This window comes from Chromohalobacter israelensis DSM 3043, from assembly GCF_000055785.1.
In the GTDB taxonomy this organism is placed as follows: domain Bacteria; phylum Pseudomonadota; class Gammaproteobacteria; order Pseudomonadales; family Halomonadaceae; genus Chromohalobacter; species Chromohalobacter israelensis.
Genome location: NC_007963.1, coordinates 3,380,813 through 3,405,684, shown reverse-complemented (window position 1 = coordinate 3,405,684; position 24,872 = coordinate 3,380,813). Strand labels below are relative to the sequence as shown.

Below are 24,872 nucleotides of genomic sequence, written 5' to 3'. Positions count from 1 at the left end.
GTCAGTTTCCGTGTCCAGCTTGAGGCGCGCCAGGGCGCCATTGGCGAATGTTCAGAAGCCCACCAGCATGCCGGGCAGTCCCGCGGCACGGGCCAGTGCACCGACGATGAGACTGTCGAACAGACTGATGGCGATGAACACCACGATGGGCGACAAGTCGATCATGCCGAGTGGTGGAATGACCTTGCGCACCGGCGCCATGATCGGCTCGACCAGCTGGTGGACGAGAATGGCACCGGGGTGGTTGGCCTGCGGCGCGACCCAGCTGAGAATGATCATGATGATCAAGGCGAAGAAGTAGATATCCAGGATCGCGCTCAATACGCCGGCCAGGGCTGCCACCAGAACGCCCTGCAGCGGCGGCATGGTGATTCCGGCGAACTTGAGCAGCAGAAAAATGGTGATGCCCTTGAGCAGCAGGCCGGCGACCAGCGTGGCGGGATCGAAACGTCCGCGTGGACGAAAGATGCGCTGCAGCGGTGCGACGACCGGACGAGTGGCCTTGATCACGGCCTGGCTGACGGGATTGTAGTAGTCGGCGCGGGAAAACTGCAGCAAGAAGCGCAGCATCAGCACGAACAGATACACATTGACTAGCGTGTTGACCAGCATCAAGCCGGCGCTTCCCATTTGGCTGCCCATGGGGCTCCTCCATGTCGAATGGGTGATAAGAGTAGTGTCAGTCGCGGCTCAGTTCGTCGGACAGCTCCCGGGCGCGGGTGGCGCAGGCTTGCGTCGCGTTCTCGAAGAGGCGGCGCAGGCCGTCGTCCTCGAAACTGGCGATGGCACGCTCGGTGGTGCCATTGGGCGAGGTGACGCGGCGGCGCAACTCGGCCGGCTCGAACTCGCTTTCGCGAGCCATGCTCGCCGCGCCGAAGGCGGTCTGCAAGGCCAGGCGGCGAGCGCTGTCGGCGGGGAGGCCGAGTTTCTTGCCGGCATCCTCGAGCGCTTCCATGATCAGGAAGAAGTAGGCCGGGCCGCTTCCCGACACGGCGGTGACGGCCTCGAGCAGCGTTTCATCGGCGACCCATTCCACCAGACCCACGGCTTCCAGCAGGGTGGTGGCCAGTTGCTTCTGCGATTCGCTGACCCGCGCGTTGGCGAACAAGCCTGCCGCACCCTGGCCGACGAGACTGGGGGTGTTGGGCATGCAGCGAATCACGGCGAGCTCGCCGCCGAGCCAGTTCTCCAGCGTCGCGGCGTTCAAGCCGGCGGCCACGGAGACGATCAGGGGCCGCTGCGCCTGCACCGTGTCGCGAAGCTCATGGCACACCTCGCGCATGATCTGCGGTTTGACGGCGAGCACCACGACATCGGCACCGTCCACGGCGGCGAGGTTGTCGGTGGTGGTACGGATGCCATGGCGCTCGGCAAGTGCGGCGAGCGCCTGGGGATCCCGCCCGGTGGCGGTGATGGCCTCGGCGGGATAACCGCCCTCGACCATGCCTCCGAAGATGGCGCTCGCCATGTTGCCGGCACCGATGAATGTGACTTGGCTGGTCATGGTATCTCCTGAATGTCGCGGCGACGCGATACGGTTGGGGACAAGGCAGTCAGGCGCGCGGCGCACGCTGGCCGAAAATGGCCGTGCCCAGGCGTACCCAGGTGGCCCCTTCGAGGACGGCGGCTTCCAGGTCGCCGCTCATGCCCATCGACAGGGTATCCAATGGCGCCTGGGGGTGTCGCTGGCGGAGTGACGCGAGTAGCTCGCGCAGCTCGGCGAAAGGACGTCGTTGCGTTGCCAGCTCGTCGCTCGGCGCGGGCAGTGTCATCAGACCGCGCAGCCGCAGCTGGGGGAGCGTGGCCACCACGTCGGCCAGTGCCGGCAGATCCGCCGGCGCGACGCCCGATTTGCTGGCTTCGCCGCTGACGTTGACTTGCAGGCAGACATCCAGCGGGCCCAATGCTGGCGGGCGTTGCGCGGCGAGTCGTCGGGCGATGCGCTCGCGGTCGAGGGTATGGACCCATTGAAAGTGTTCGGCGACCGCGCGGGTCTTGTTGGATTGCAGCGGGCCGATGAAATGCCAGACGATAGCGTCCAGGTCGGTCAGCGCGGCCTGCTTGTCGAGGGCCTCCTGGACATAGTTCTCGCCGAACTCGCGCTGGCCCGCCTCGAACGCCTGGCGCACGCTCGCCGCGGGCTGCGTCTTGCTGACCGCGAGCAGGTGCGCCGAAGCCGGGTCGCGTCCCGCGTTCGTCAAGGCAGTGCGCAGACGGTTGCGTGCGTCCTCGAGGGATTCGACGATGTTGACATCTGGCATACTGGGGAACCCCTGTCCGCGAGCGAGAGAAATGCATGGATATTATCGAACTGCTGGCGTTCTCGGCAAAGCAGAAGGCCTCCGACCTGCACCTGTCCGCCGGGCTGCCGCCGATGATTCGCGTCGATGGCGACATCCGCCGGCTCAACGTGCCGCCGATCGAGGATCGTGAGGTCCGCAAGCTGATCTACGCGATCATGAACGATCAGCAGCGCCGCGACTACGAAGAGGCGCTCGAGCACGATTTCTCGTTCGATGTGCCGGGGGTGGCGCGCTTCCGCGTCAACGTCTTTCACCAGGGGCGCGGTGCCGGCGCCGTCTTCCGCACCATTCCCAGCGAGGTGCTCACTCTCGACGACCTGGAACTGGGCGAGGTATTTCGCCGTCTGTCCTCCTTGCCGCGAGGCCTGGTGCTGGTGACGGGGCCGACCGGCTCGGGCAAGAGCACGACCTTGGCGGCGATGATCGACTACGTCAACGAAAACTACTACCAGCATGTGTTGACCATCGAGGACCCGGTGGAATTCGTGCACCGCAGCAAGCGCAGCCTCGTCAATCAGCGCGAGCTTCACCGCGACACGCGCAGCTTCGCCACGGCGTTGCGTTCGGCACTGCGCGAGGATCCGGACGTGATCCTGGTCGGCGAACTGCGCGACCTGGAGACCATCCGCCTGGCGTTGACCGCCGCCGAAACCGGCCACCTGGTGTTCGGTACTCTGCACACCACGTCGGCCGCCAAGACGGTGGACCGCATCATCGATGTCTTTCCCGGCGACGAAAAAAGCATGGTGCGGTCGATGCTGTCCGAGTCGTTGCAAGGGGTGATCTCGCAGGTGCTGCTCAAGCGTGAGGGTGGCGGGCGCGTGGCGGCGCACGAGATACTCGTCGCCAGCGGCGCGGTGCGAAACCTGATACGCGAAAACAAGCTGGCGCAGATGTACTCCTCGATCCAGACCGGCGGCAGCCTGGGCATGCAGACTCTGGATGCGGCGCTTTCGCGGCTGGTGTCGCAGGGTATCGTTTCGCGTGCCGAGGCGCAGGCCAAGGCGAAGGACGGACGCGTGCTGGGTGTGTGAGCCTGGCACGAATCGAGACGCGGGGAAGGAGAACGGACGAGATGACGCCGCATGAATGGCTGACGCAACTGCTGGATATCATGCTCGACAAGCAGGCCTCCGATCTGCTCGTGTCCACGGGGGCGCCGCCGAGTCTCAAGATCGATGGCGCACTGGTCACGCTGGGAGACAAGGCGATGTCGGTGGGGCAAGTGCGTGAACTGGTCTCGGCGGCGCTGCCTCAGGGGGTACGCGAACGCTTCGAGGCCGAGCGCGAGGCCAACTTTGCGCTCAGCGTGCCGGGCAAGGGGCGCTTTCGTGTCAGCGCCTTCTACCAGCGTAGCCAGATGGCGATGGTCGTGCGGCGCATCGCCTACGATATCCCCGACCTGGAAAGCCTGGCCCTGCCCTCGGCGCTGGGGGAACTGGTCAATCGTCAGCGTGGTTTGGTATTCATCGTCGGCGGCACGGGAAGCGGCAAGTCGACGACGCTGGCGTCGATGATCCAGCATCGCAACCAGACCACCGGGGGGCACGTGATCAGCATCGAGGACCCCATCGAGTACATTCACCCTCACGGGCGGGCGATCATCAACCAGCGGGAAGTGGGCATCGATACCGAGTCCTTCGAGGTGGCGCTCAAGAATGCGCTGCGCCAGGCGCCGGACGTGATCCTGATCGGCGAGGTTCGTTCGCGCGAAGTCATGGAGCATGCCCTGACCTTTGCCGAAACCGGGCATCTGTGCCTGGCGACGCTGCATGCCAATAACGCCAACCAGGCCCTGGAGCGCATTCAGCACTTCTTTCCCAGCGAGCGCCACGAACAGGTGTGGATGGACCTTTCGCTCAACCTGCAGGCCATCGTCGCGCAGCGTCTGTTGCCTCGCGAGGATGGCGAGGGGCGGTGCGCGGCCGTCGAGGTGATGCTGCGCTCGCCGCTGATCAGCGACCTGATTCGCAAGGGAGCGATTCACGATATCAAGGAGGTCATGCAGCGCTCACGGGATCAGGGCATGCAGACCTTCGACCAGGCCCTGTACGCGCTCTACCGACAAGGGCGGATCAGCGAAAAGATGGCGCTGGTGCATGCCGATTCCGCCAACGACCTGCGTCTGCAAATCGCCTATGGCGATGCCGAGAGCCCGCAACTGGCGAGGGCTGCCGATGCCGCCGAGCGCTTCACCCTGAAAGGCGATGACGAGTGGCGCGAGGATGAGTGAGGGCTTCAGCCGGCGTAGAGACCGCCCAATACCCGTGGGCCGCGTGCACCCGTGACGTCGGGCAGGTTGCCGGGGAGTCCTGCCACGCGTTGATGCGCCAGCCAGGCGAAGGCGCCGGCTTCGAGCCAGTCCGGCGACCAGCCGAACCGTTCACAGGGCGTCAGCGGAATCTCGGGCAAGTGGCGCTGTATGCGTGTCAGCAGGTCGGCGTTGTGGGCGCCTCCGCCGCAGGGGATCAGGGCGTCATAGGCAGTGGAGACGCCAGCGCTGCATTGGGTGACGCCCATGGCGATGCTGGCGGCGGTCAGCTCGGCCAGGGTCGCCTGTACGTCACAAGGGGATTCGTGCCCGCTCAAGCGTGACGTCAGCCAGTCGAGGTGAAAATGCTCGCGTCCCGTGCTCTTGGGCGGCAGGCGTGAGAAGTAGTCGTCATCGAGCAGTCGGGCGAGCAGCGCATCATCGACACGACCGCTGGCGGCCCAGGCACCGTCGGCATCGTAGGGGTGTCCCAGGTGGCGCTGGCTCCAGGCATCCATGAGCATGTTGGCGGGACCGGTATCGAAGCCCACCACGGGGGCAGCCTGGCCGGACGGCGGCAGTCGCGTCAGGTTGGCGATGCCGCCGAGATTGAGTACCAGGCGATAGGCCTCCGACGCGGTGAAGAGGGCAGCATGAAAGGCGGGCGCCAGAGGGGCGGCCTGGCCTCCGGCCGCCAGGTCCCGGCGCCGCAGATCGCCGACCACGGCGCACCCGGTCAGCTCGGCCAGCAGGCTGGGATTGTCGAGCTGGTAGGTATGCGCCGGCGTGGCGTTCGGGGCGTGTTCGATGGTTTGGCCGTGGCTGCCGATGGCCGTGATCGCTTCCCGGGGCGTGCCCGTTTCGAGCAGCAGGCGGTTGACCGCTTCGGCCTGACGTTCGCAGAAGGCGGTCTCGAGGCGTGCCAGTTCGGCGAACGAAACCTCGCGTGCCAGGCAGAGTGCCAGCAGGTCATCGTGCAGCGCAGCGGAAAAGGGCAGGCCGGTGGCGCCGAGCCACTCGGGACGGCCCTCGCCGCACCGTACCAGGGCGGCGTCGATACCATCCAGGCTGGTGCCGGACATCAAGCCGATGTAAAGGGGCATGCTGGTCTCCGTATGCCAGGGTCGCGCTCAACCGTCGACGATGAGTCATGCTAACATCCCCGCTTATTGCCCAAACCACCCTTTTTCGGAGAAGGATACGATGACCGATGTCGCTGATGCGCTGGCGCTGCTCAAGCGCGGGACCCATGAAATCCTGCTGGAGGACGAGCTGGTAAAGAAGCTCGAGTCCGGCCGCAAGCTGCGTATCAAGGCAGGCTTCGATCCCACTGCGCCGGATTTGCATCTCGGGCATAGCGTCCTGTTGACCAAGATGCGCCAGTTTCAGGAGCTGGGCCATCAGGTAGTGTTCTTGATCGGCGATTTCACCGGGCGTATCGGTGACCCCACGGGGAAAAACGTCACACGCAAGCCGCTGACCGAGGCGGAGGTCAAGGCGAATGCCGAGACCTACAAGGAGCAGGTGTTCAAGATCCTCGACCCGGCGCTGACCGAGGTGCGTTTCAATGCCGAATGGATGAGCAAGCTCTCCGCGGCCGACATGATCGAGCTGGCGGCGCAGTCCACCGTGGCGCGCATGCTGGAACGCGATGATTTCGAGAAGCGCTATACCGCCAATCAATCGATCTCCATCCACGAGTTCCTCTACCCATTGGTCCAGGGCTACGATTCGGTCGCACTCGAGGCCGACATCGAGCTGGGCGGCACCGACCAGAAGTTCAACCTGCTGATGGGCCGCGAGATCCAGAAGCACTTCGGCCAGGCGCCGCAGGTGGTCATGACCATGCCGTTGCTGGAAGGACTGGATGGCGTCCAGAAGATGTCCAAGTCATTGGGGAATTACGTAGGTGTCGATGACACTCCCGGCGTGATGTTCAACAAGCTGGTGTCGATGCCGGACAGCCTGATGTGGCGTTACTTCGAATTGCTGTCACTGAAGTCCAACGACGAGATAGAGAAGATCCGTCGTTCCATCGAGTCAGGCGCCAACCCGCGTGATATCAAGATGGAATTGGCACGGGAACTGATCGCCCGTTATCACGGCGAAGAAGCCGCCGCCAACGCGCACAAGTCCGCGGGCAACCAGCTGGCCGAGGGCGAGCTGCCGGATGACCTGCCGGACGTCGAAGTGGCGTTCGAGGGTGAGCAGGCCCCCATCGCGGCGGTGCTCAACCGCTCAGGGCTGACCAATAACAGCGCCCAGGCCAAGGACATGCTCAGTAACGGACGCGTCAAGGTCGATGGGGAAGTGGTCGCCAAGGATGCCATGCTCGCCACGGGGCAGCGTTATGTCATTCAGGCCGGCAAGAAGCGCTACGCGCGCGTGACGCTCGTCTGAAGGTCTCGCGAGCGGTCGAGTTATCCACATGTCGTTGGCGAGGCGGCACGACGGGTGGGTGTGGATAACATCATGAGCGCAGGAGACGAAAAACCCCTTGCGTTCACGGCGGCGGATCCGTAAAGTACGCATCCGCTGCCGGCGACGGACCTCGTGGCCAGCGGTGGAAGAGGTTCGCAAGTGACTGACTTGCTTGAGATTTTCAGGTTCGCCCCGAACGATCTCGCTTGACAGTCGCGCCGGTTTCGGTAAAATGCGCACCTCTCGAGTCGCCACTCATCGCACGGTGGTTCGGATGCGGTGACGGATTGTCCCGACAGGCATTTTTGCCTTGACAATCACGGCGGTATCGGTAGAATACGCCTTCCTCGTTAGGCGCTTTGGCGAAAACGAGATGCTCTTTAACAAGTCGATCAGGTAATTCATGTGGGCGCTTGCCCGGGATAGGGGTGCCAGTCACGACCTATCAAGGCAAGCGACTCGTCAGAGACCTTCGGGTCTTTTTGAGAACGTTTTAGTCTTGAACCAAGTTTGGTCCGCTCAACGGACTATCAGACTTTCAACTGAAGAGTTTGATCATGGCTCAGATTGAACGCTGGCGGCAGGCCTAACACATGCAAGTCGAGCGGTAACAGGTCCAGCTTGCTGGACGCTGACGAGCGGCGGACGGGTGAGTAATGCATAGGAATCTACCCAGTCGTGGGGGATAACCTGGGGAAACCCAGGCTAATACCGCATACGTCCTACGGGAGAAAGCGGGGGCTCTTCGGACCTCGCGCGATTGGATGAGCCTATGTCGGATTAGCTGGTTGGTGGGGTAACGGCTCACCAAGGCGACGATCCGTAGCTGGTCTGAGAGGATGATCAGCCACACTGGGACTGAGACACGGCCCAGACTCCTACGGGAGGCAGCAGTGGGGAATATTGGACAATGGGCGAAAGCCTGATCCAGCCATGCCGCGTGTGTGAAGAAGGCTTTCGGGTTGTAAAGCACTTTCAGTGGGGAAGAAGGCTTGTCGGCCAATACCCGGCAAGAGCGACATCACCCACAGAAGAAGCACCGGCTAACTCCGTGCCAGCAGCCGCGGTAATACGGAGGGTGCAAGCGTTAATCGGAATTACTGGGCGTAAAGCGCGCGTAGGCGGCTTGTCACGCCGGGTGTGAAAGCCCCGGGCTCAACCTGGGAACGGCATCCGGAACGGGCAGGCTAGAGTGCAGGAGAGGAAGGTAGAATTCCCGGTGTAGCGGTGAAATGCGTAGAGATCGGGAGGAATACCAGTGGCGAAGGCGGCCTTCTGGACTGACACTGACGCTGAGGTGCGAAAGCGTGGGTAGCAAACAGGATTAGATACCCTGGTAGTCCACGCCGTAAACGATGTCGACTAGCCGTTGGGTCCCTTGAGGACTTAGTGGCGCAGTTAACGCGATAAGTCGACCGCCTGGGGAGTACGGCCGCAAGGTTAAAACTCAAATGAATTGACGGGGGCCCGCACAAGCGGTGGAGCATGTGGTTTAATTCGATGCAACGCGAAGAACCTTACCTACCCTTGACATCCTGCGAACCCGGAAGAGATTCCGGGGTGCCTTCGGGAGCGCAGAGACAGGTGCTGCATGGCTGTCGTCAGCTCGTGTTGTGAAATGTTGGGTTAAGTCCCGTAACGAGCGCAACCCTTGTCCCTATTTGCCAGCGATTCGGTCGGGAACTCTAGGGAGACTGCCGGTGACAAACCGGAGGAAGGTGGGGACGACGTCAAGTCATCATGGCCCTTACGGGTAGGGCTACACACGTGCTACAATGGCCGGTACAAAGGGTTGCGAAGCCGCGAGGTGAAGCCAATCCCAGAAAGCCGGCCTCAGTCCGGATTGGAGTCTGCAACTCGACTCCATGAAGTCGGAATCGCTAGTAATCGTGCATCAGAATGGCACGGTGAATACGTTCCCGGGCCTTGTACACACCGCCCGTCACACCATGGGAGTGGACTGCACCAGAAGTGGTTAGCCTAACTTCGGAGGGCGATCACCACGGTGTGGTTCATGACTGGGGTGAAGTCGTAACAAGGTAGCCGTAGGGGAACCTGCGGCTGGATCACCTCCTTAAACGACGGTGCACACCCTGCCCGGGTAAGCGCTCACAATGAATTACCTGATCGAAGCAGAGCAACGACTGTGGAATGGCTAGTGAAGTCGCCCAGTGACCAACGGGTCTGTAGCTCAGTTGGTTAGAGCGCACCCCTGATAAGGGTGAGGTCGGCAGTTCAAGTCTGCCCAGACCCACCATCTCTCGCTCGGTTGGTTAGAGCGCACCCTCTGGGGTGACATAAAGAGAGGGTGAGGTCGCCGGGTTTTGTTCAAGTCTGCCCAGACCTACCAATTCAAGACGGAAGTCATAAGAGGTAAGAATTTCTTCTTTCTTATATCTTCGCTTTTCCTTCTTGTGAAAGGGGCCTTAGCTCAGCTGGGAGAGCGCCTGCCTTGCACGCAGGAGGTCACCGGTTCGATCCCGGTAGGCTCCACCATTTGCAGGATGGATGCCAATAGGAAAGTCACCGGTTCGAGCGAATCGTCGCACCGCCCGGTAGGCTCCACCATCTCGACAGTCGACTCATCAAGCCCTAAGCCGTGTGCTTTCCCGTAAAGCCTACCGCTTAGAGCTTTTGCTCTAATGCTCTTTAACAATGTGGAACAAGCTGACAAAGCAAGACGATACGTCTCAAGCGTATCCGGCAATTATCGTGTTCATCCACGATCAGACCCTTTGGGGTTATATGGTCAAGCGATGAAGCGCATACGGTGGATGCCTAGGCAGCCAGAGGCGATGAAGGACGTTGTAGCCTGCGAAAAGGCTCGGTGAGGTGGCAAACAACCTGCGACCCGGGCATGTCCGAATGGGGAAACCCACTCATCACAAGATGAGTATCCCGTACTGAATTCATAGGTGCGGGAGGCGAACCGGGGGAACTGAAACATCTAAGTACCCCGAGGAAAAGAAATCAACCGAGATTCCCTCAGTAGCGGCGAGCGAACGGGGACCAGCCCTTAAGTCAATGCACGGTTAGGTGAACGGCCTGGAAAGGCCGGCCATAGTGGGTGATAGCCCCGTAACCGAAAACCCGCATTGGTGAAATCGAGTAGGTCGGGGCACGTGAAACCTTGACTGAAGACGGGGGGACCATCCTCCAAGGCTAAATACTCCTGGCTGACCGATAGTGAACCAGTACCGTGAGGGAAAGGCGAAAAGAACCCCGGAGAGGGGAGTGAAATAGATCCTGAAACCGTATGCGTACAAGCAGTGGGAGCACGTTTCGACGTGTGACCGCGTACCTTTTGTATAATGGGTCAGCGACTTATATTCAGTGGCGAGCTTAACCGAGTAGGGGAGGCGTAGGGAAACCGAGTCTTAACTGGGCGACCAGTCGCTGGATATAGACCCGAAACCGGGCGATCTATCCATGGCCAGGGTGAAGGTTGAGTAACATCAACTGGAGGCCCGAACCCAAGTATGTTGAAAAATGCTGGGATGAGCTGTGGATCGGAGTGAAAGGCTAATCAAGCCCGGAGATAGCTGGTTCTCCTCGAAAGCTATTTAGGTAGCGCCTCACGTATCACCGCCGGGGGTAGAGCACTGTTTCGGCTAGGGGGCCATCCCGGCTTACCAACCCGAGGCAAACTCCGAATACCGGTGAGTGCAGCGTGGGAGACACACAGCGGGTGCTAACGTCCGTTGTGAAAAGGGAAACAACCCAGACCGTCAGCTAAGGCCCCAAAATCCTGGTTAAGTGGGAAACGATGTGGGAAGGCTTAGACAGCTAGGAGGTTGGCTTAGAAGCAGCCATCCTTTAAAGAAAGCGTAATAGCTCACTAGTCGAGTCGGCCTGCGCGGAAGATGTAACGGGGCTCAAACCAGGTGCCGAAGCTACGGGCTCATCCTCAGGATGAGCGGTAGAGGAGCGTCGTGTACGCCTGCGAAGGTGAGTCGAGAGGCTTGCTGGAGGTATCACGAGTGCGAATGCTGACATGAGTAACGATAAGGGGCGTGAAAACCGCCCCCGCCGGAAGACCAAGGGTTTCTGTTCGACGTCAATCGGAGCAGAGTGAGTCGGCCCCTAAGGCGAGGCCGAAAGGCGTAGTCGATGGGAAACGGGTTAATATTCCCGTACCGGATGTGATTGCGATGGGGGGACGAAGAAGGCTAGGTGAGCCAGGCGTTGGTTGTCCTGGTGAAAGCCCGTAGGCCGAGGATTCAGGCAAATCCGGATCCTCAAGGCCGAGAGGCGAGACGAACAGACTACGGTCTGGAAGTCATCGATGCCACGCTTCCAGGAAAAGCCTCTAAGCTTCAGATCACATGCGACCGTACCCCAAACCGACACAGGTGGTCAGGGTGAGAATCCCAAGGCGCTTGAGAGAACTCGGGTGAAGGAACTAGGCAAAATGGCACCGTAACTTCGGGAGAAGGTGCGCCGGTGGCGGTGACGGCCCTCGCGGCCCGAGCTGCCACCGGTCGAAGATACCAGGTGGCTGCAACTGTTTATTAAAAACACAGCACTCTGCTAACGCGTAAGCGGACGTATAGGGTGTGACGCCTGCCCGGTGCCGGAAGGTTAAGTGATGGCGTTAGCTTTGGCGACGCGCTTGATCGAAGCCCCGGTAAACGGCGGCCGTAACTATAACGGTCCTAAGGTAGCGAAATTCCTTGTCGGGTAAGTTCCGACCTGCACGAATGGCGTAATGATGGCCACGCTGTCTCCACCCGAGACTCAGTGAAATTGAAATCGCCGTGAAGATGCGGTGTCCCCGCGGCTAGACGGAAAGACCCCGTGAACCTTTACTATAGCTTCACACTGGACGCTGATGTTGCTTGTGTAGGATAGCTGGGAGGCTTGGAACCCGGGACGCCAGTCCCGGGGGAGCCAACCTTGAAATACCAGCCTGGCATCATCGGCGTTCTAACTTGGGCCCGTTATCCGGGTCGAGGACAGTGTGTGGTGGGTAGTTTGACTGGGGCGGTCTCCTCCCAAAGCGTAACGGAGGAGCACGAAGGTACCCTCAGCACGGTTGGAAATCGTGCAATGAGTGCAAGAGCATAAGGGTGCTTGACTGCGAGACAGACACGTCGAGCAGGTACGAAAGTAGGTTCTAGTGATCCGGTGGTTCTGTATGGAAGGGCCATCGCTCAACGGATAAAAGGTACTCCGGGGATAACAGGCTGATACCGCCCAAGAGTTCACATCGACGGCGGTGTTTGGCACCTCGATGTCGGCTCATCACATCCTGGGGCTGAAGTCGGTCCCAAGGGTATGGCTGTTCGCCATTTAAAGTGGTACGCGAGCTGGGTTTAGAACGTCGTGAGACAGTTCGGTCCCTATCTGCCGTGGGCGTTGGAGATTTGAGAAGGGCTGCTCCTAGTACGAGAGGACCGGAGTGGACGCACCTCTGGTGTTCCGGTTGTCACGCCAGTGGCATTGCCGGGTAGCTATGTGCGGACGGGATAACCGCTGAAGGCATCTAAGCGGGAAGCCCCCTTCAAGATGAGATCTCCCCGAGGCCTCGAGCCTCCTGAAGGGCCCAGCGAGACCAGCTGGTTGATAGGCACGGTGTGGAAGCGCTGCAAGGCGTTGAGCTAACGTGTACTAATGGCCCGTGAGGCTTGACCATATAACACCCAAAGGGTCTTGTATGAACACGACCGGATGCGCATGAGACGTAACGTGTCGGCTTGTTCCCATTGCGTCGATGGCCTCGGTGAGGCGATCGACACCAGTTCCGCCTGACGACCATAGCGAGCGGGTCCCACCTGACCCCATGCCGAACTCAGCAGTGAAACCGCTCAGCGCCCATGGTAGTGTGGGGCCTCCCCATGCGAGAGTAGGTCATCGTCAGGCATTTCTTCCGAAAATCCCGAGTACGAAAGTGCTCGGGATTTTTTTATGGGCATGGGGAGTCCCGCTGTTTACCTGGTGGGGCCGCTTCGCGGGCCGGCCCCTCGCCGGCTCGGGGCGTTCGACCGCCCTCGTGGCGGTGCCACGCAGGGCCGGGCGGTCTCACCCCCATGTGAGAGTAGCGGAGGGCCGCCCCACGGAACGCCGCCCCGCGGATGGCCGCCCCGAACATCGTCAGGCATGTATCCCGAAAACCCCCGTTGGCTCAGGCCAGCGGGGGTTTTTTCGTGGGCGGGTGGAGCAGCGTTTGCCTGTGAGCGGGGCCTGTGCTTTAGTAAAGGCGTACATGGAGTAAGCACCCACCTCAAAGGAGAGAGAACCGATGCGTAGTGAATGGCTCAAGAAGCTGGCGCTGATGCTGGTGATTGGAATGACCGCCTTCGGTGTCGTTGCCTGCGACAACGATGAAGGGCCGGCCGAAGAAGCCGGCGAGTCCGTGGATGATGCCATGGACAACGCGGGTGACAGCATGGAAGATGCGGGTGAGGACATTCAGGACGCTGCCGAAGACGCCCAGAACTGATGCTATCCTGAGTCGTGGAATACCGAAAAGGCCGGACAGATGTCCGGCCTTTTTCATGGCGGGTAGGGTAGAACGCCGTTGAAGAGCGCTGGCGTTCAGGTGCCGGGGTTCTGCTCGATTCCCTGGACGTACCAGGGCGCGCCTTCGCGTAAATCGCGAATCAGGTGCCAGGTTTCATTGAATTCGTTGCGTTCCCCATTTTCGTCGAGAACACCGTGAAACAACACGCTGGCTTCGGCTTGTTGACCGATTTCCCTGACGTCGCCAAGCTCGGCGAACAGGCGCACGATTTCGGTGCGATTGTTCGCGGGTTGTTGTGCCCGCTCCTCGCGCAGCAGGTTGTAGAGAGTTGGCGTGACGTACTCTTGAATGCGAGCCAGATCGTTATTGTCCCAGGCACGCTGGAGCGTCATGAAGTGTTCCTTGGCTCCGCCCAGAAAACGTTCCTTGTCGAACCATTCTGGGGTGGCGCCGCTGCTCGGCATGGACGTGCCGGCACTGGAGAAGGGTGACGTGGTAGTCGCCTCTTGATGCGGTTGGCGTGCCTGATGCTGTGGTCCCTCGCTGGTCGCCACACGACGGGCCCGCAACAGGCGGAACGCGAACCAGGCAATCAGCGCGACCAGCAGGATATCGAGAAAGCGAATGCCATCGAAGGCACCGCCGAAGAACAGAGAGGCCAGCAAGCCTCCCGCGAGCAAGCCGGCAAAGGGACCGGCGAAACGCGACAAACCCGCGCTGGGCTGGCGCTGAGGAGTTGCCGCATTCGTGCGGCTCGTTGCGGCAGGACTATCCGCGGAACGTGAATAGCTGCCAAAGCTCTTGCCACCGCCGAGCCGCCTGGCGTCGGCATGGTCGACTGCCAGGCCGAAGCCCAGCAAGCCGACCACGAGCATTACGAAAAGGTTGCGCATGCGCATCTCCCGCAGAATGAGAAAGGGGGTGAACCCGGATTCTCGATTCTAGCGGGGATTCATCGTTGAAGATATCAGCGCTGTGGGTCGGAGGGGATATCGGGGATATGCCGCGATCCCGCCGCCACGATCAGGCGCCCGCCACGTCGCTCTCGCGGCGCGTGAAGACCCAGGTATCGCCCTCGGAAAGGCCCGCATTGAAGGCATAACCGGCAACGTCGAAGCCCTTCAGGTCGTCGGGGGTATCGATGCGCTCCTTGATCATCCAGGCGCTCATGAGGCCGCGTGCCTTCTTGGCATAGAAGCTGACGATCTTGAACTGGCCGTTCTTCTCGTCCTTGAAGACTGGCGTGATGACACGACAGGTCAAGCGCTTGGCATCGATGGCCTTGAAATACTCGTTGGAGGCCAGGTTGACCAGGACAGGGGTGCCGCTGTCTTCCACGGCCCTGGAAAGATCCTGAGTGAGCCGTTCGCGCCAGAAGGCGTAAAGATCCTTGCCGGCCCGGTTGGCCAGCTTGGTGCCCATTTCGAGCCGATAGGGCTGGATCAAGTCGAGGGGGCGCAGCAGTCCATACAGACCCGAGAGAATTCGCAGGCGTCGCTGTGCCACTTCGTTGTCCGCCTCGCTGAACGCGGCCGCATCCAGCCCCTGATAGACGTCGCCCTGGAAAGCCTGCACGGCCGGCTTGGCGTTCTCCGGCGAAAAGGGAGGAGCCCACTCGGCGAAGCGCGCAGCGTTCAGTCCTGCCAGCTTGTCGCTGATGCCCATCAGCTCGGACAGTCGCTGGGGCGAATAATCGCGCAGGATCTCGATCAGCTCGGCGCTTTGCTCGAGGTACTGGGGTTGGGTATAGGTCGCCGTCGTCGGCGATGTCTCGAAATCCAGCGTCTTGGCCGGTGATATCACGCTCAGCATGCACGGTCCTCGCGTCAAAATCGTGTGACTCGTTACGAGCAGTATAACAAGCTGTCCCGGTGGGGCCGATGACAGCGTGTCTATCGCTTCGATAGACACGCTCGACGTGCGTCAGGGGCAGGGGTTGGGGTGCTGACGGTGCACGTTTTCGATGGCTTCCAGCACGCTGTCATCCAGCGTCAGTGTCTCGCTGGCCAGATTGGACTCTAGCTGGTCGAGCGTGGTCGCGCCGATGATGTTGCTGGTCAAGAACGAGCGTGAATTGACGTAGGCCAGTGCCATCTGGGCGGGATCGAGTCCGTGCTCCCGGGCGATATCGACATAGGCGTGGATCGCCTTCTCGGCGAGGTCCGACGTGTAGCGCTGGAAGCGTTCGAACAACGTCAGTCGTCCCTGGGGCGGCCGTGCGCCATCGAGATATTTGCCGGTCAGCGCGCCGAATGCCAGCGGTGAATAAGCCAGCAAGCCGACATCCTCGCGATGGGCGATTTCCGCCAGGCCCACCTCGAAGCTGCGGTTGAGCAGGTTGTAGGGGTTCTGCACGCTGGCCACGCGCGGCACGCCCAGGGTGTCGGCGAGTCGCAGGCTCTGCATCACGCCCCAGGGGGTCTCGTTGGACAGGCCGATGGCGCGGATCTTGCCGGCGTCGACGAGCTCCTTCAAGGCCTGGAGGGATTCGGCCAGGGGAGTGGCGTTCTCGCTCTCGTCATGCTGATAACCCAGCTTGCCGAAGAAGTTGGCGTTGCGGTCGGGCCAGTGAAGCTGGTACAGGTCGATATAGTCGGTCTGCAGTCGCGCCAGGCTGTCGTCGACGGCGCGGTGCAGATGGTCGCGGGTCAGGCGCGGTCCGCCCCGTATATGGTCGAGCCCCGGCCCTGCTGCCTTGGTCGCGAGAATCAGGTCGTCGCGCTTGCCGCGTGCCTTGAGCCAGCTCCCGATGTACGCCTCGGTGCGCCCTTGCGTTTCCGCCTTGGGCGGGACGGGGTACATTTCGGCGGTGTCGATGAAATTGATGCCCGCGGCCGTGGCGCGATCGAGCTGAGCGTGTGCTTCGGCCTCGCTGTTCTGCTCGCCAAAGGTCATGGTGCCGAGGCAAAGTCGGCTGACATGCATGCCGGTCTGGCCGAGAGGACGTGTCTGCATCGGAGTCTCCGCACGGGTTCACAAGATGGGTGGAATCGGCATGGTAGCGGGGCGGCATGCGGGCGGCAAACCGGGGGGTTGAGTCGTCCCGGGGGTAGGCGTATGCTTGGCGCCCCGTTGGCCGGGATAGGGGTTATCCAAGAGGTAATTCGGCGCAACGACGATGTTTGAACCGGGGTGTTGGCACGTGCAGGGAGAGCTCGAGCCGACGCAATCGTTTATTTACCTTTTCGGTTACGACGACTTCAAGGTCGATGGTTATGCAACAGGCTTCCTCTCTGCTGATTCGGCTCGAATACCGTCTCGCAGCCCAACTGTTTCATGCCCGCTGGATGACACGCTCTCCCGGCAAGCATCGTTTGACGATGCGTTTGTTTCAGCGCTGTGCCGAAGCCGGTCACACCGCTGCGCTGTCGTTTTACGGCCATATGCTGTTTCACCGTGGCAACTCACCCCAGGACAAGGCCAAGGGCGCACGCTATGTGCTCCAGGCCGCGCACGCCGGTGACGTCCATGCCCAGTACCAGGCCGGTCGCATCTACGAGCACGGCTGTGCACAGTATGCGCGTCGTGAAGAGAAAGCCGTGACATGGTACGCGCGTGCCGCCGAGGCCGGTCACGAACTCGCCGCCGAACGCATGGCCAACGCCTATCGCCATGCGCAACTCGGCCTGCCCGTCGATTCCCGGCGCGCCGCACAATGGGAGGCGCTCGCCGAGCGTGCCCAGCGAAGCGAAGCGGGGGAGCCGGTTGCCTCGCTGACGCACTGAGCGAGGGCGCCGAGGCTCGCATCATATCCCGCGTTCACGTAGTCTGAGCGTCATGCCCGCGCACGTGCCCGCGGGCCATGGCCTGTTCGTGATATCGCTTTGAAGAGGAATGCCGCCACGTGTTGCCGATCCTGCTCGATATCGAAGCGTCCGGTTTCGGGCGTGGCAGCTATCCGATAGAAGTCGGCTTGGCCCGGGCCGATGGCAGTACCTGTGCCTTCCTCATCCAGCCCCTGGAAGAATGGACCCACTGGGACCCGAAAGCGGAGTTGCTGCATGGCATCTCGCGCGGGCGCCTGCATCGCGAGGGGCATCCCGTCATCGAGGTCGCGCGCTGGCTCAATGACGAACTGGCGAGTGCAGGCATCGCCTACAGCGACAGCTGGGGCTATGACAACACCTGGCTGTCGCTGTTGTTCCATCACGCCGGCATGCTGCCGCGTTTTCGGCTCGAGGCCTTGCGCCGGTTGCTCGATGAGTCGCAACTCGAGCGCTGGGGGGCCATGAAGGAAACGATCATTCGCGAACGTGGCATCCAGCGCCATCGCGCCGGCGAGGATGCGCGGCTGCTGCAACTGACCTACCAGCGTACCCGCGACGCCGCGGGGCTCGCCTGACGCTGGCCCATACGCTCTGCCGCCGATCGGCCGCTATGTCGGCTAGCCTTCCCCGCTCACGCTGAGCAGTATCTTGCCCGTGTTGGCGTTGTCGGTCAGGTGGCGCATCGCCGTGTCGGCTTCCTGAATGGGCCAGACACGGTCGATCAACGGGGTGATCTCGCCGCTGGTGACTTTGGGCCAGACGTGGGCGTGAAGCGCATCGAGAATGGCGCCCTTGGCACGGGGCGAACGCGAGCGGAGCGTCGAGCCGATGATGCGCTGACGCTTCATGAGCAGCCGGGCGAGGTCGACCTGCGCGTCGCGGCCTGCCATCGGGCCGATCACCACCAGGCGTCCCTCGGCGTTGAGAATCTGCAGGTCCTGCGCGATGTATTCGCCGCCCACCGGATCGAGAATCATGTCGGCTCCGCCCCAGGCATTGATGGGCTCGACGAAGCTGCCGTCGTGTCGGTTCCAGCCGGCGTCGGCGCCCAGGCGCTGACAGGCCTCCAGCTTGGCCTGGCTGCCGACGGTCACGAAGCAGGGATTGCCGAAGGCTCGGCAAAGTTGAATGGCCGCCGTGCCCACGCCGCTGGCTCCCGCGTGCAGCACCACCCGCTCACCGCGTTGCACGGCGCCTTCCATGTACAGGTTGAGCCATGCCGTGGCGAAGACTTCCGGCAGGGCGGCGGCTTCACGCAGGCCCAGCCCCGTCGGAATGGACAACACCTGTGCCTCGGCGACCACGACCTGCTCGGCATAGCCGCCCCCGGCGAGCAAGGCGCAGACCTTGTCGCCGGGCTTGAAGCGTTCCACGCCACGACCCACTTCGGCGATCGTGCCGCTGACCTCCAGGCCGGGGATCTCGCTTTCACCCTCGGGAGGCGGGTAGTGCCCCGCACGCTGCATGGCATCCGCGCGGTTCATGCCGGCCCAGGCGACGTCGATACGCACGGCGTCGGCGGCAATGCTCGATGGCGCTTCTTGCTCCCGCCAGACGAGTCTCTGGTCTTCGATCGCAATGGCGTACATCGAGCGTCTCCTCCTGAACGGTTGATCCACGGTTGAGCGGCATGCTCCCGACAGTGTCGAACGCTCCTCTCACGAGGTCGCGGGTTGTGCGTGATGCGCGCTCACCAGGCGCTCGAGCAGCAGGTCGGGATCGGCGGCAGCGAACAATCGCGACCGCGTCTCGGGGTTGAGAAACCCGTGTTCGACGGTGTGGTCGAGGAATGTCAATAATGGGCGATAGAAGCCGTTCACGTCGAGTACGCCGATGGGCTTGTCATGGAGCCCCAGGTATTGCCAGGTCCAGGTCTCGAACAGTTCCTCGAGCGTGCCGATCCCGCCTGGCAGCGCGATGAAGGCATCGGCGTGCTCGGCCATGGCCGCCTTGCGTGCGTGCATGTCATCGACGCGCAGCAGCCGGGTCAGTCCCTCGTGGGCCATTTCGCGCTCGACCAGATGGTGGGGAATGACGCCGATGACTTCGCCGCCCTCGCGCAGCGCGGCATCGGCCACGGCGCCCATCAGCCCCACCCGGGCGCCGCCATAGACCAGTCCACAGCCACGCCGGGCGATGCTCCGGCCGAGGGTTTCGGCGGCGAGGCGGAAGCTGTCGTCGTGTCCTTCACGGGATCCCATGTAAATGCAGATGCGCACGATTCCCTCCTTGAGCGAGATGACAGGATGACTAGCGCAGACAGGCGAGCACGTCGTGCTCGGCATCCATCCAGCGGCCGATGGCGTTGTCGCCGCACAGATGATGGGCATATTGGGTGTGCAGACAGCGCACCTGTTCCCAGTTGGCGATGCCGCCGATGCCGCGCTGGGTGAAGAGGTCGCGATAGCCGCGATGTTCGACGATGTCGCGCTCCGCCGCGCTCATCGAGCGCCAGCGTTGCGCCACATAATCCTCGTGGCTACGCCGGTAGTCGGCCAGAAACTCGGGATCTTCCTGCAGGCGTGCCTCGAGGGCCTTGATCACGCCCTGGGCTTCGATGCGCGAAATGGCGATCTTCAGGCGTTCGGAACACAGCCAGAACAGGGTGGGAAAGGGCTTGTCGTCGACGATGGCGTGCATGCGCAGCACCAGCGGTGTGCCATCTTGCGTGGCGGCGGCCACGGTCTGGATGCCGCGCGGTGCACGGCCCAGCTGCTGGGTAATGATGGCCAGTTGGCGCGCGTCCGGCGCCTGTTCAGGGCGAATCACCATCGTGGGGGTCCAGTACGAATTTCGGCGAGTGGGCAACGGCTCGAAAGAACGCCGTATTGAGCTGCGCGGGCGTCGGTGCGTAATGCCATTCACGTTCGCAGTAGTCGCGTGCCCGGGCGAGTAGCGTGTCATACAGGCGATTGAACGGAGCATCATAATCGTAGGGATCAGCGCCGGGCAACCGCAGGTGAGGATAGTCGGCGAAGCGTGCGATGAAGAAGCGCTCCAGCGCCGTTTCGACCGTGCGATGCCGTTGTCGGTCGTCGGGCGTGAGCCACAAGTCATAACGAATCGCCATGGCGCGTTCCTCGCGTGGGCGTCAGTGCCGCGCCAGAGGCGCGGTGCGTGCCTCGAGCAGACCGATCAGGGCGCTCGGGGCCAGGCGGATTTCCAGCCCGCGCCGGCCACCGCTGACATGCATCGCGGCCAGGGTATCGGCGCTTTCGTCGACGAAGGTGGGCAGTCGCTTGCGTTGCCCCAGCGGACTGATGCCGCCCACGACGTATCCCGTGGTGCGCTCGGCCAGGGTGGGGTCGGCCATCTTCGCCTTGCGCGTCCCCGCGGCGCTTGCCAGTCGTTTCAGGTCGAGCGTTGCCGTGACCGGCACCAGGGCGACGACGAGGCGGCCGTCATCGAGCTGCGCGAGCAGGGTCTTGAACACGCTTTCCGGGGCCAGCCCCAGAGCGTGTGCCGCTTCCTCGCCATAGGCGGAGTTCTTGGGGTCGTGTGGGTACTGCAGTACCTCGTGGGGCGTGGCATGGCGCTCCAGCAGGCGGATGGCCGGCGTCATGCGTGGACCTCCTCGTCGTTGACCAGATGCGCGGCCAGGGCGTCGCGCAACTCGCCCGTCAATGCCACGGACGCGCGCGCGGCATGATCGTAATGCACCAGCACCACCCGGCCCCGGGCGCCCAGACGCTGGTCCTGCCACGCGTCCTGGGTCACGGTGAAGGAGCTGTTGCCCAGACGCGAAATCCAGGTACGTATCTCGACTTCCTGACCATAGAACAGTTCGGCGTGGAACTCGACTTCCAGCTTGGCCATGATCAACGGCCACTTGCGTGGGTCCAGATCGGGCACGAACAGACGAAACACGTCGTTTCGGGCGAGCTCGAACCAGGCGGGCAGGCGGGTGTTGTTGATGTGCCCGAGGGCATCGGTGTCATAGAAAGCCGGCTCCACGCGGCGTGTGAACATGGTGTTTCCCCCGGGCATCGCAGTCGGAAAAGGGCGTTTGCAGGCTAACTAGCATCGAGGCGTGGCGCCGAGCGGTCAAGTCGCGCCGGGGCGGCTGGCACTTTCGGCTAGATCAGGCGCTGGGCCTCGCGATCGGCCCAGGCGGCATCCAGCGCCCCGGCGAGCGGTTCGCGCAGGTGGGCAGGCAGCGCGTCGCGAGCGGCGTCGATATCGTGGAACTCTCGGTTGCGCAACCAGCAATAGGCCCAGGCGCAGGCATCTTCCTCGTCCTCGGGCGTCGGGCAGGCCGGCATCTGAACGAGCAGGAACACCGCGGTACGCGCTGCCCATAGCGGTGGTTGCCGGGGGCCACTCCATTCGCTGAGCGTCTGTCCGTCGGGGTCGCTTTCCGGTTCGCCCAGGCCCGCCAGGCGAGCGGTATCGGCGAGAATCATCGCCAGGCGGTCGGGGTCGGCTTGCCCCAGCATCAGCCAGTGTCGCACCAGACGCGGGGTGCCGCGCATGGCCTTGGCATAGAACGGCGTTTCAGGCATGTTCGAAGGTATTCTCCGTCCGAGTCGATGAGTCCTAGCATGCATTACGATTTTGCCACGCCGCTGGATCGGCGGCAGTACCCTTCCCAGAAATGGCAGCGTTACGCCGATGACGTCCTGCCCCTGTGGGTGGCGGACATGGACTTCGTGTCACCGCCGGAGGTCGTGTCGGCGCTTCAGTCTCGCGTGGCGCACGGTGTCTTCGGATACGGCAGGGTGACCGGTGCCTTGCACGAGACGCTGTGCGAATGGAGCGCCACCCACTACGGTTGGTCGATCGAGCCCGACTGGCAGGTCTGGGTGCCCGGCGTGGTGCCGGCTCTGCACCTGGCGGCCCAGGCATTTTGCAGTCCCGGGCAGGGAGTGATGACCGCCACGCCGATCTATCCACCTTTTTTGCGCGTGGCCGAGCGCAGCGGGCGTGTCGCCGAGCGCGTGATGCTGGCCGAGCCTGAGGTGGCGGGCGGCCCCTGGCGTCTCGATCTCGAGGCACTGGAAGCCGCCATCACGCCTCAAACGCGCCTGCTGCTATGGTGCCATCCGCACAACCCCACTGGCCGCGTCTGGGACGAGCGCGAACTGCAAGCCCTGGGGGAACTGGCCGAGCGCCATGACCTGCTGGTCGTCTCCGACGAGCTGCATTGCGACCTGATCCTCGACCCTGCGGGCAAGCACCGGCCGCTGGCATCGCTGTCGCCGGCCTTGGCTGAGCGTACCGTGACGCTGTGGGCGCCGTCCAAGACCTTCAACATCGCCGGGTTGTCCAGCGCCTGTGCGGTGATTCCCGATCCCGGACTGCGGCGTCGCTTCCGTGAGGCGGCCGCCGGCCTGCTGCCCGACGTCAATGTGCTGGGAATGACCGCTACCCAGGCCGCCTATGCGCATGGCGAGCCCTGGCGGCGCGAGCTGCTGACCACGCTCAATGCCAACCTGCAGTGTCTGCGCGAGCACGTGGCGCGCTGGCCTGGCGTGGCGATGTCGCCTCCCGAGGCGACCTATCTGGCCTGGCTCGACCTGCGCAATGCCGGCCTCGGCGCATCGCCGCAGCGAGACCTGCTGGAAACCGCACGTGTTGCGCTCTCCGACGGTGCCGACTTCGGGTGCCCGGGATTCGCGCGCCTCAATTTCGGCACCCCCACGAGCCTTCTCGAACAAGCTCTGGAGCGGCTCGACGTCCGGCTTGCTGCCGACGGATGAGGCACACCATCAGATAAAGGCGGGAGACCTGCGATCGGGCCTCCCGCGTGTCGTGAAGCGGTTGTCAGGGCAAGTACGCCCGGGGCTCAGTACAGCAGCGCGAACATCTTGCGCCGATAGGCCACCGTCAAGGGGTGGTCGGCCCCCAGGGCATCGAAGACCCGCAGCAGTGTCTTGCGGGCCACGTCGTCGCCATAGGCGCGGTCGGATTTCATCAGGGCCAGCAGGGCGTCCAGGCCGGCTTCGTACTGGCCGTCGGCGACTTGCCGCAGGGCCCGCTTGAAGCGTGCTTCGCTGTCGTCGCGCTCGCCCAGCTCGGCGACTTCCGCGGCGCTGGGCGCCTCCTCGCCGAAATCGAGTCGCGCACGGACACCGCGTGCCTTGGCGGCATCGCGATGCTCCGGCGGCAGGTTGTCGAGCAGTGCACGGGCCTCATCGGGCTTGCCTTCCGCCAGCAGTGCGCCGGCGAGATCGACCTGGTAGTCGTGGTGGTCGGGCCACTCCCGAACCAGTGTCTCGTAGATGCCGCGTGCGGTGGCGGCGTCCCCTGCCTCCAGTGCCTGCTGCGCTCTTTCCTCGGGCGTGGCCTCGGCCGCCTCGGGGGCCTTGAGGTACTGCGACAGCCACTCGCGGATCTGCGACTCGGGGAGCGCTCCCTGAAACTGGTCGTAGAGCTGGCCCTGCACGATCAACTTGACGTCGGGGACCGAGCGGATGCCCAGTTGCGTGGCGATTTCCTGGTTGTCCTCGATGTTCAGCTTGGCCAGGGTGAAAGCGCCACCATACTCGCGGGCCAGCTTTTCGAGCACCGGCATCAGGTTCTTGCACGGTTCGCACCAGGGCGCCCAGCTGTCGAGCAGCACCGGGCCTTGCATCGAGCCTTCCAGCACGACCTGCTGGAAGTTGGACATGTCGACATCGACGATGAATTGCGAGGCGTCCTGTGCGCCGGCATTGGGTCGGCCGGCGTCGGCGCCGGTATCACCGTCTTGAGACGACGTAAGGGGTTCGCCAGTGCGAGGGTCGATGATCGGCATGACAATGGCCTTTCGGTAGTATCGTATGAACGTGAGGTCGTGTTGTGACTGCACACGTTTATGCGGGTCACGCGATGAGGATTCAAGCCCCGGCCGGCATCGGGCGAGGTGGAGAGTGAGCGGTCGTTGCAAGCGAACGGGAGAGGCGTATGCATCCAGCGATCAAGAAGGGGGTGTGGCTGGCGATGAGTCTGCTGGTGATCCTGGCGCTATTGCTGGCCGGGCCGGCCTACATGCTGGCCAGCCAGCGCATCGACCTGGGCGCCTCATGGTCGCATGCGGACCGCTCGTCGGCAGGGCTGGCGCCGTCCCCGCAAGCGCACCCGGAGGCCCTGGTGCAGGTCTATGCGGCCCGTGCCTTCGACTGGCGTGGCGCCTTCGGCGTACATACCTGGATCGCCACGAAAGCGGCCGGCGCGACGCACTATCGCGTCCATCAGGTGCTGGGCTGGCGACGCCCCACGGTGTCGTCGCGCCCGGATCAGCCCGATCGTGCCTGGTACGGTAGCGCGCCGACCTTGATCGCCCAGGTAAGCGGCACGGCGGCCGAGCGGGCCATTCCCGCGATTCGCGATGCCGTGGCGGCATATCCTGAACCCCAGCGCTATCGCGTCTGGCCGGGGCCGAATAGCAATACCTTCGTGGCCTGGGTGGTGAGGCGTGTGCCGGAGCTGCAGGTCGACTTTCCGCCCACCGCCGTGGGCAAGGATTATCTGCTGGATGGCTGGTGGGCTCGGGCACCGAGCGGTACGGGCTATCAAGTCTCGCTGGGTGGCGGGTTGTTCGGGCTGACGGTGGCCTATGACGAAGGCGTCGAATGGCAACTGATGGGGCTGACGCTGGGGGTGGATATCGCGCGTCCGGCGCTCAAGTTGCCAGGCGTCGGGCGCCTGGGGATGGCGACTCTCGACGCAGAGGGAGGTCGTTGATC

Annotated in this window: 23 protein-coding genes, 2 tRNA genes and 3 rRNA genes; 13 read left to right on the top strand and 15 right to left on the bottom strand. The window is 62.9% G+C overall.

Annotated elements, in window-relative coordinates; genetic code table 11:
• Positions 1-51: 51 nt before the first annotated feature.
• The 3 genes from CSAL_RS15475 to CSAL_RS15465 are packed head-to-tail and all read right to left on the bottom strand — an operon-like array spanning position 52 to position 2,261.
• Positions 52-642: a YggT family protein gene (locus tag CSAL_RS15475; RefSeq protein ID WP_011508346.1), complete on the bottom strand. Its 591-nt coding sequence runs from the start codon at positions 640-642 to the stop codon at positions 52-54.
• Positions 643-679: 37 nt separating this feature from the next.
• Positions 680-1,504 carry a pyrroline-5-carboxylate reductase gene (gene proC, locus CSAL_RS15470; protein ID WP_011508345.1) on the bottom strand — a complete coding sequence of 275 codons (825 nt, stop codon included), beginning with the start codon at positions 1,502-1,504 and terminating at the stop codon, positions 680-682.
• Between the two features lie 49 nt (positions 1,505-1,553).
• Entirely contained in the window at positions 1,554-2,261 is a 708-nt protein-coding gene (locus tag CSAL_RS15465; protein WP_011508344.1) for a YggS family pyridoxal phosphate-dependent enzyme, read from the bottom strand.
• A 35-nt stretch (positions 2,262-2,296) separates the two neighbouring features.
• Here CSAL_RS15465 and CSAL_RS15460 point away from each other — a divergent pair, with 35 nt between their 5' ends.
• Positions 2,297-3,337 (top strand): type IV pilus twitching motility protein PilT, encoded by a 1,041-nt coding sequence (locus tag CSAL_RS15460; protein WP_011508343.1) that lies wholly within the window; start codon positions 2,297-2,299, stop codon positions 3,335-3,337.
• 41 nt (positions 3,338-3,378) lie between these two features.
• Entirely contained in the window at positions 3,379-4,536 is a 1,158-nt protein-coding gene (locus CSAL_RS15455; RefSeq protein WP_011508342.1) for a PilT/PilU family type 4a pilus ATPase, read from the top strand.
• A 5-nt stretch (positions 4,537-4,541) separates the two neighbouring features.
• Here CSAL_RS15455 and CSAL_RS15450 read toward each other — a convergent pair whose 3' ends face one another.
• Positions 4,542-5,657, bottom strand: a complete 1,116-nt coding sequence (locus CSAL_RS15450; RefSeq protein WP_011508341.1) for an anhydro-N-acetylmuramic acid kinase — start codon at positions 5,655-5,657, stop codon at positions 4,542-4,544.
• Between the two features lie 100 nt (positions 5,658-5,757).
• Here CSAL_RS15450 and tyrS point away from each other — a divergent pair, with 100 nt between their 5' ends.
• From tyrS to CSAL_RS15415, 7 genes are all read left to right on the top strand, one after another.
• Positions 5,758-6,954 (top strand): tyrosine--tRNA ligase, encoded by a 1,197-nt coding sequence (tyrS, locus tag CSAL_RS15445; RefSeq protein ID WP_011508340.1) that lies wholly within the window; start codon positions 5,758-5,760, stop codon positions 6,952-6,954.
• Between the two features lie 560 nt (positions 6,955-7,514).
• A 16S ribosomal RNA gene (locus tag CSAL_RS15440) occupies positions 7,515-9,052 on the top strand.
• A 103-nt stretch (positions 9,053-9,155) separates the two neighbouring features.
• Positions 9,156-9,232 (top strand) — tRNA-Ile (locus CSAL_RS15435).
• A 163-nt stretch (positions 9,233-9,395) separates the two neighbouring features.
• Positions 9,396-9,471 (top strand) — tRNA-Ala (locus CSAL_RS15430).
• 251 nt (positions 9,472-9,722) lie between these two features.
• Positions 9,723-12,610, top strand: a 23S ribosomal RNA gene (locus tag CSAL_RS15425).
• Positions 12,611-12,721: 111 nt separating this feature from the next.
• Positions 12,722-12,837: ribosomal RNA gene (gene rrf / locus CSAL_RS15420) — 5S ribosomal RNA — on the top strand.
• Together the 16S, 23S and 5S rRNA genes with 2 tRNA genes alongside form the textbook arrangement of a ribosomal RNA operon.
• 379 nt (positions 12,838-13,216) lie before the next feature.
• On the top strand, positions 13,217-13,417 hold the full coding sequence (locus tag CSAL_RS15415; RefSeq protein ID WP_011508338.1) for a hypothetical protein: 201 nt from the start codon (positions 13,217-13,219) through the stop codon (positions 13,415-13,417).
• A 95-nt stretch (positions 13,418-13,512) separates the two neighbouring features.
• On the opposite strand, the gene CSAL_RS15410 is transcribed toward CSAL_RS15415, so the two are convergent.
• From CSAL_RS15410 to CSAL_RS15400, 3 genes are all read right to left on the bottom strand, one after another.
• Positions 13,513-14,331, bottom strand: coding sequence for a Tim44 domain-containing protein (locus CSAL_RS15410; protein WP_011508337.1), 819 nt, complete (start codon positions 14,329-14,331; stop codon positions 13,513-13,515).
• Between the two features lie 130 nt (positions 14,332-14,461).
• Complete coding sequence (gene yaaA, locus CSAL_RS15405; RefSeq protein WP_011508336.1) at positions 14,462-15,250, bottom strand: peroxide stress protein YaaA; 789 nt, start codon at positions 15,248-15,250, stop codon at positions 14,462-14,464.
• A 111-nt stretch (positions 15,251-15,361) separates the two neighbouring features.
• On the bottom strand, positions 15,362-16,393 hold the full coding sequence (locus tag CSAL_RS15400) for an NADP(H)-dependent aldo-keto reductase (RefSeq protein WP_011508335.1): 1,032 nt from the start codon (positions 16,391-16,393) through the stop codon (positions 15,362-15,364).
• Between the two features lie 260 nt (positions 16,394-16,653).
• Here CSAL_RS15400 and CSAL_RS15395 point away from each other — a divergent pair, with 260 nt between their 5' ends.
• Positions 16,654-17,163: a tetratricopeptide repeat protein gene (locus CSAL_RS15395; RefSeq protein WP_011508334.1), complete on the top strand. Its 510-nt coding sequence runs from the start codon at positions 16,654-16,656 to the stop codon at positions 17,161-17,163.
• A gap of 119 nt (positions 17,164-17,282) precedes the next feature.
• The gene (locus CSAL_RS15390; protein ID WP_011508333.1) at positions 17,283-17,780 is read left to right on the top strand and encodes a hypothetical protein; all 498 of its coding nucleotides are present in this window, start codon (positions 17,283-17,285) and stop codon (positions 17,778-17,780) included.
• Positions 17,781-17,822: 42 nt separating this feature from the next.
• Here the strand turns inward: CSAL_RS15390 and CSAL_RS15385 are convergent, their stop codons facing one another.
• The 7 genes from CSAL_RS15385 to CSAL_RS15355 form a co-directional block, all read right to left on the bottom strand.
• Positions 17,823-18,794 carry an NAD(P)H-quinone oxidoreductase gene (locus CSAL_RS15385; RefSeq protein WP_011508332.1) on the bottom strand — a complete coding sequence of 324 codons (972 nt, stop codon included), beginning with the start codon at positions 18,792-18,794 and terminating at the stop codon, positions 17,823-17,825.
• A gap of 69 nt (positions 18,795-18,863) precedes the next feature.
• Complete coding sequence (locus tag CSAL_RS15380; RefSeq protein WP_043559735.1) at positions 18,864-19,427, bottom strand: LOG family protein; 564 nt, start codon at positions 19,425-19,427, stop codon at positions 18,864-18,866.
• 28 nt (positions 19,428-19,455) lie between these two features.
• Entirely contained in the window at positions 19,456-19,977 is a 522-nt protein-coding gene (locus CSAL_RS15375; RefSeq protein WP_011508330.1) for a DUF501 domain-containing protein, read from the bottom strand.
• The gene (locus CSAL_RS15370; RefSeq protein WP_043558666.1) at positions 19,961-20,275 is read right to left on the bottom strand and encodes a hypothetical protein; all 315 of its coding nucleotides are present in this window, start codon (positions 20,273-20,275) and stop codon (positions 19,961-19,963) included. The genes CSAL_RS15375 and CSAL_RS15370 overlap by 17 nt, the downstream gene beginning before the upstream one ends.
• 21 nt (positions 20,276-20,296) lie before the next feature.
• On the bottom strand, positions 20,297-20,767 hold the full coding sequence (gene ybaK / locus CSAL_RS15365) for a Cys-tRNA(Pro) deacylase (RefSeq protein ID WP_011508329.1): 471 nt from the start codon (positions 20,765-20,767) through the stop codon (positions 20,297-20,299).
• Positions 20,764-21,174, bottom strand: a complete 411-nt coding sequence (locus tag CSAL_RS15360; RefSeq protein WP_011508328.1) for an acyl-CoA thioesterase — start codon at positions 21,172-21,174, stop codon at positions 20,764-20,766. Before CSAL_RS15360 ends, ybaK begins: the two co-directional genes overlap by 4 nt.
• A gap of 107 nt (positions 21,175-21,281) precedes the next feature.
• The gene (locus CSAL_RS15355) at positions 21,282-21,707 is read right to left on the bottom strand and encodes a hypothetical protein (RefSeq protein ID WP_035413130.1); all 426 of its coding nucleotides are present in this window, start codon (positions 21,705-21,707) and stop codon (positions 21,282-21,284) included.
• Between the two features lie 39 nt (positions 21,708-21,746).
• Between CSAL_RS15355 and CSAL_RS15350 the strand changes: the two genes are divergently transcribed.
• Complete coding sequence (locus CSAL_RS15350) at positions 21,747-22,904, top strand: MalY/PatB family protein (RefSeq protein ID WP_011508326.1); 1,158 nt, start codon at positions 21,747-21,749, stop codon at positions 22,902-22,904.
• Positions 22,905-22,990: 86 nt separating this feature from the next.
• On the opposite strand, the gene CSAL_RS15345 is transcribed toward CSAL_RS15350, so the two are convergent.
• Positions 22,991-23,941 carry a thioredoxin family protein gene (locus tag CSAL_RS15345; protein WP_043558663.1) on the bottom strand — a complete coding sequence of 317 codons (951 nt, stop codon included), beginning with the start codon at positions 23,939-23,941 and terminating at the stop codon, positions 22,991-22,993.
• A gap of 149 nt (positions 23,942-24,090) precedes the next feature.
• On the opposite strand from CSAL_RS15345, the gene CSAL_RS15340 reads away from it, so the two are divergent.
• A complete protein-coding gene (locus CSAL_RS15340; RefSeq protein WP_011508324.1) occupies positions 24,091-24,870 on the top strand; it encodes a DUF3750 domain-containing protein in 780 nt (259 codons plus the stop codon).
• The last annotated feature ends 2 nt before the right edge of the window (positions 24,871-24,872 follow it).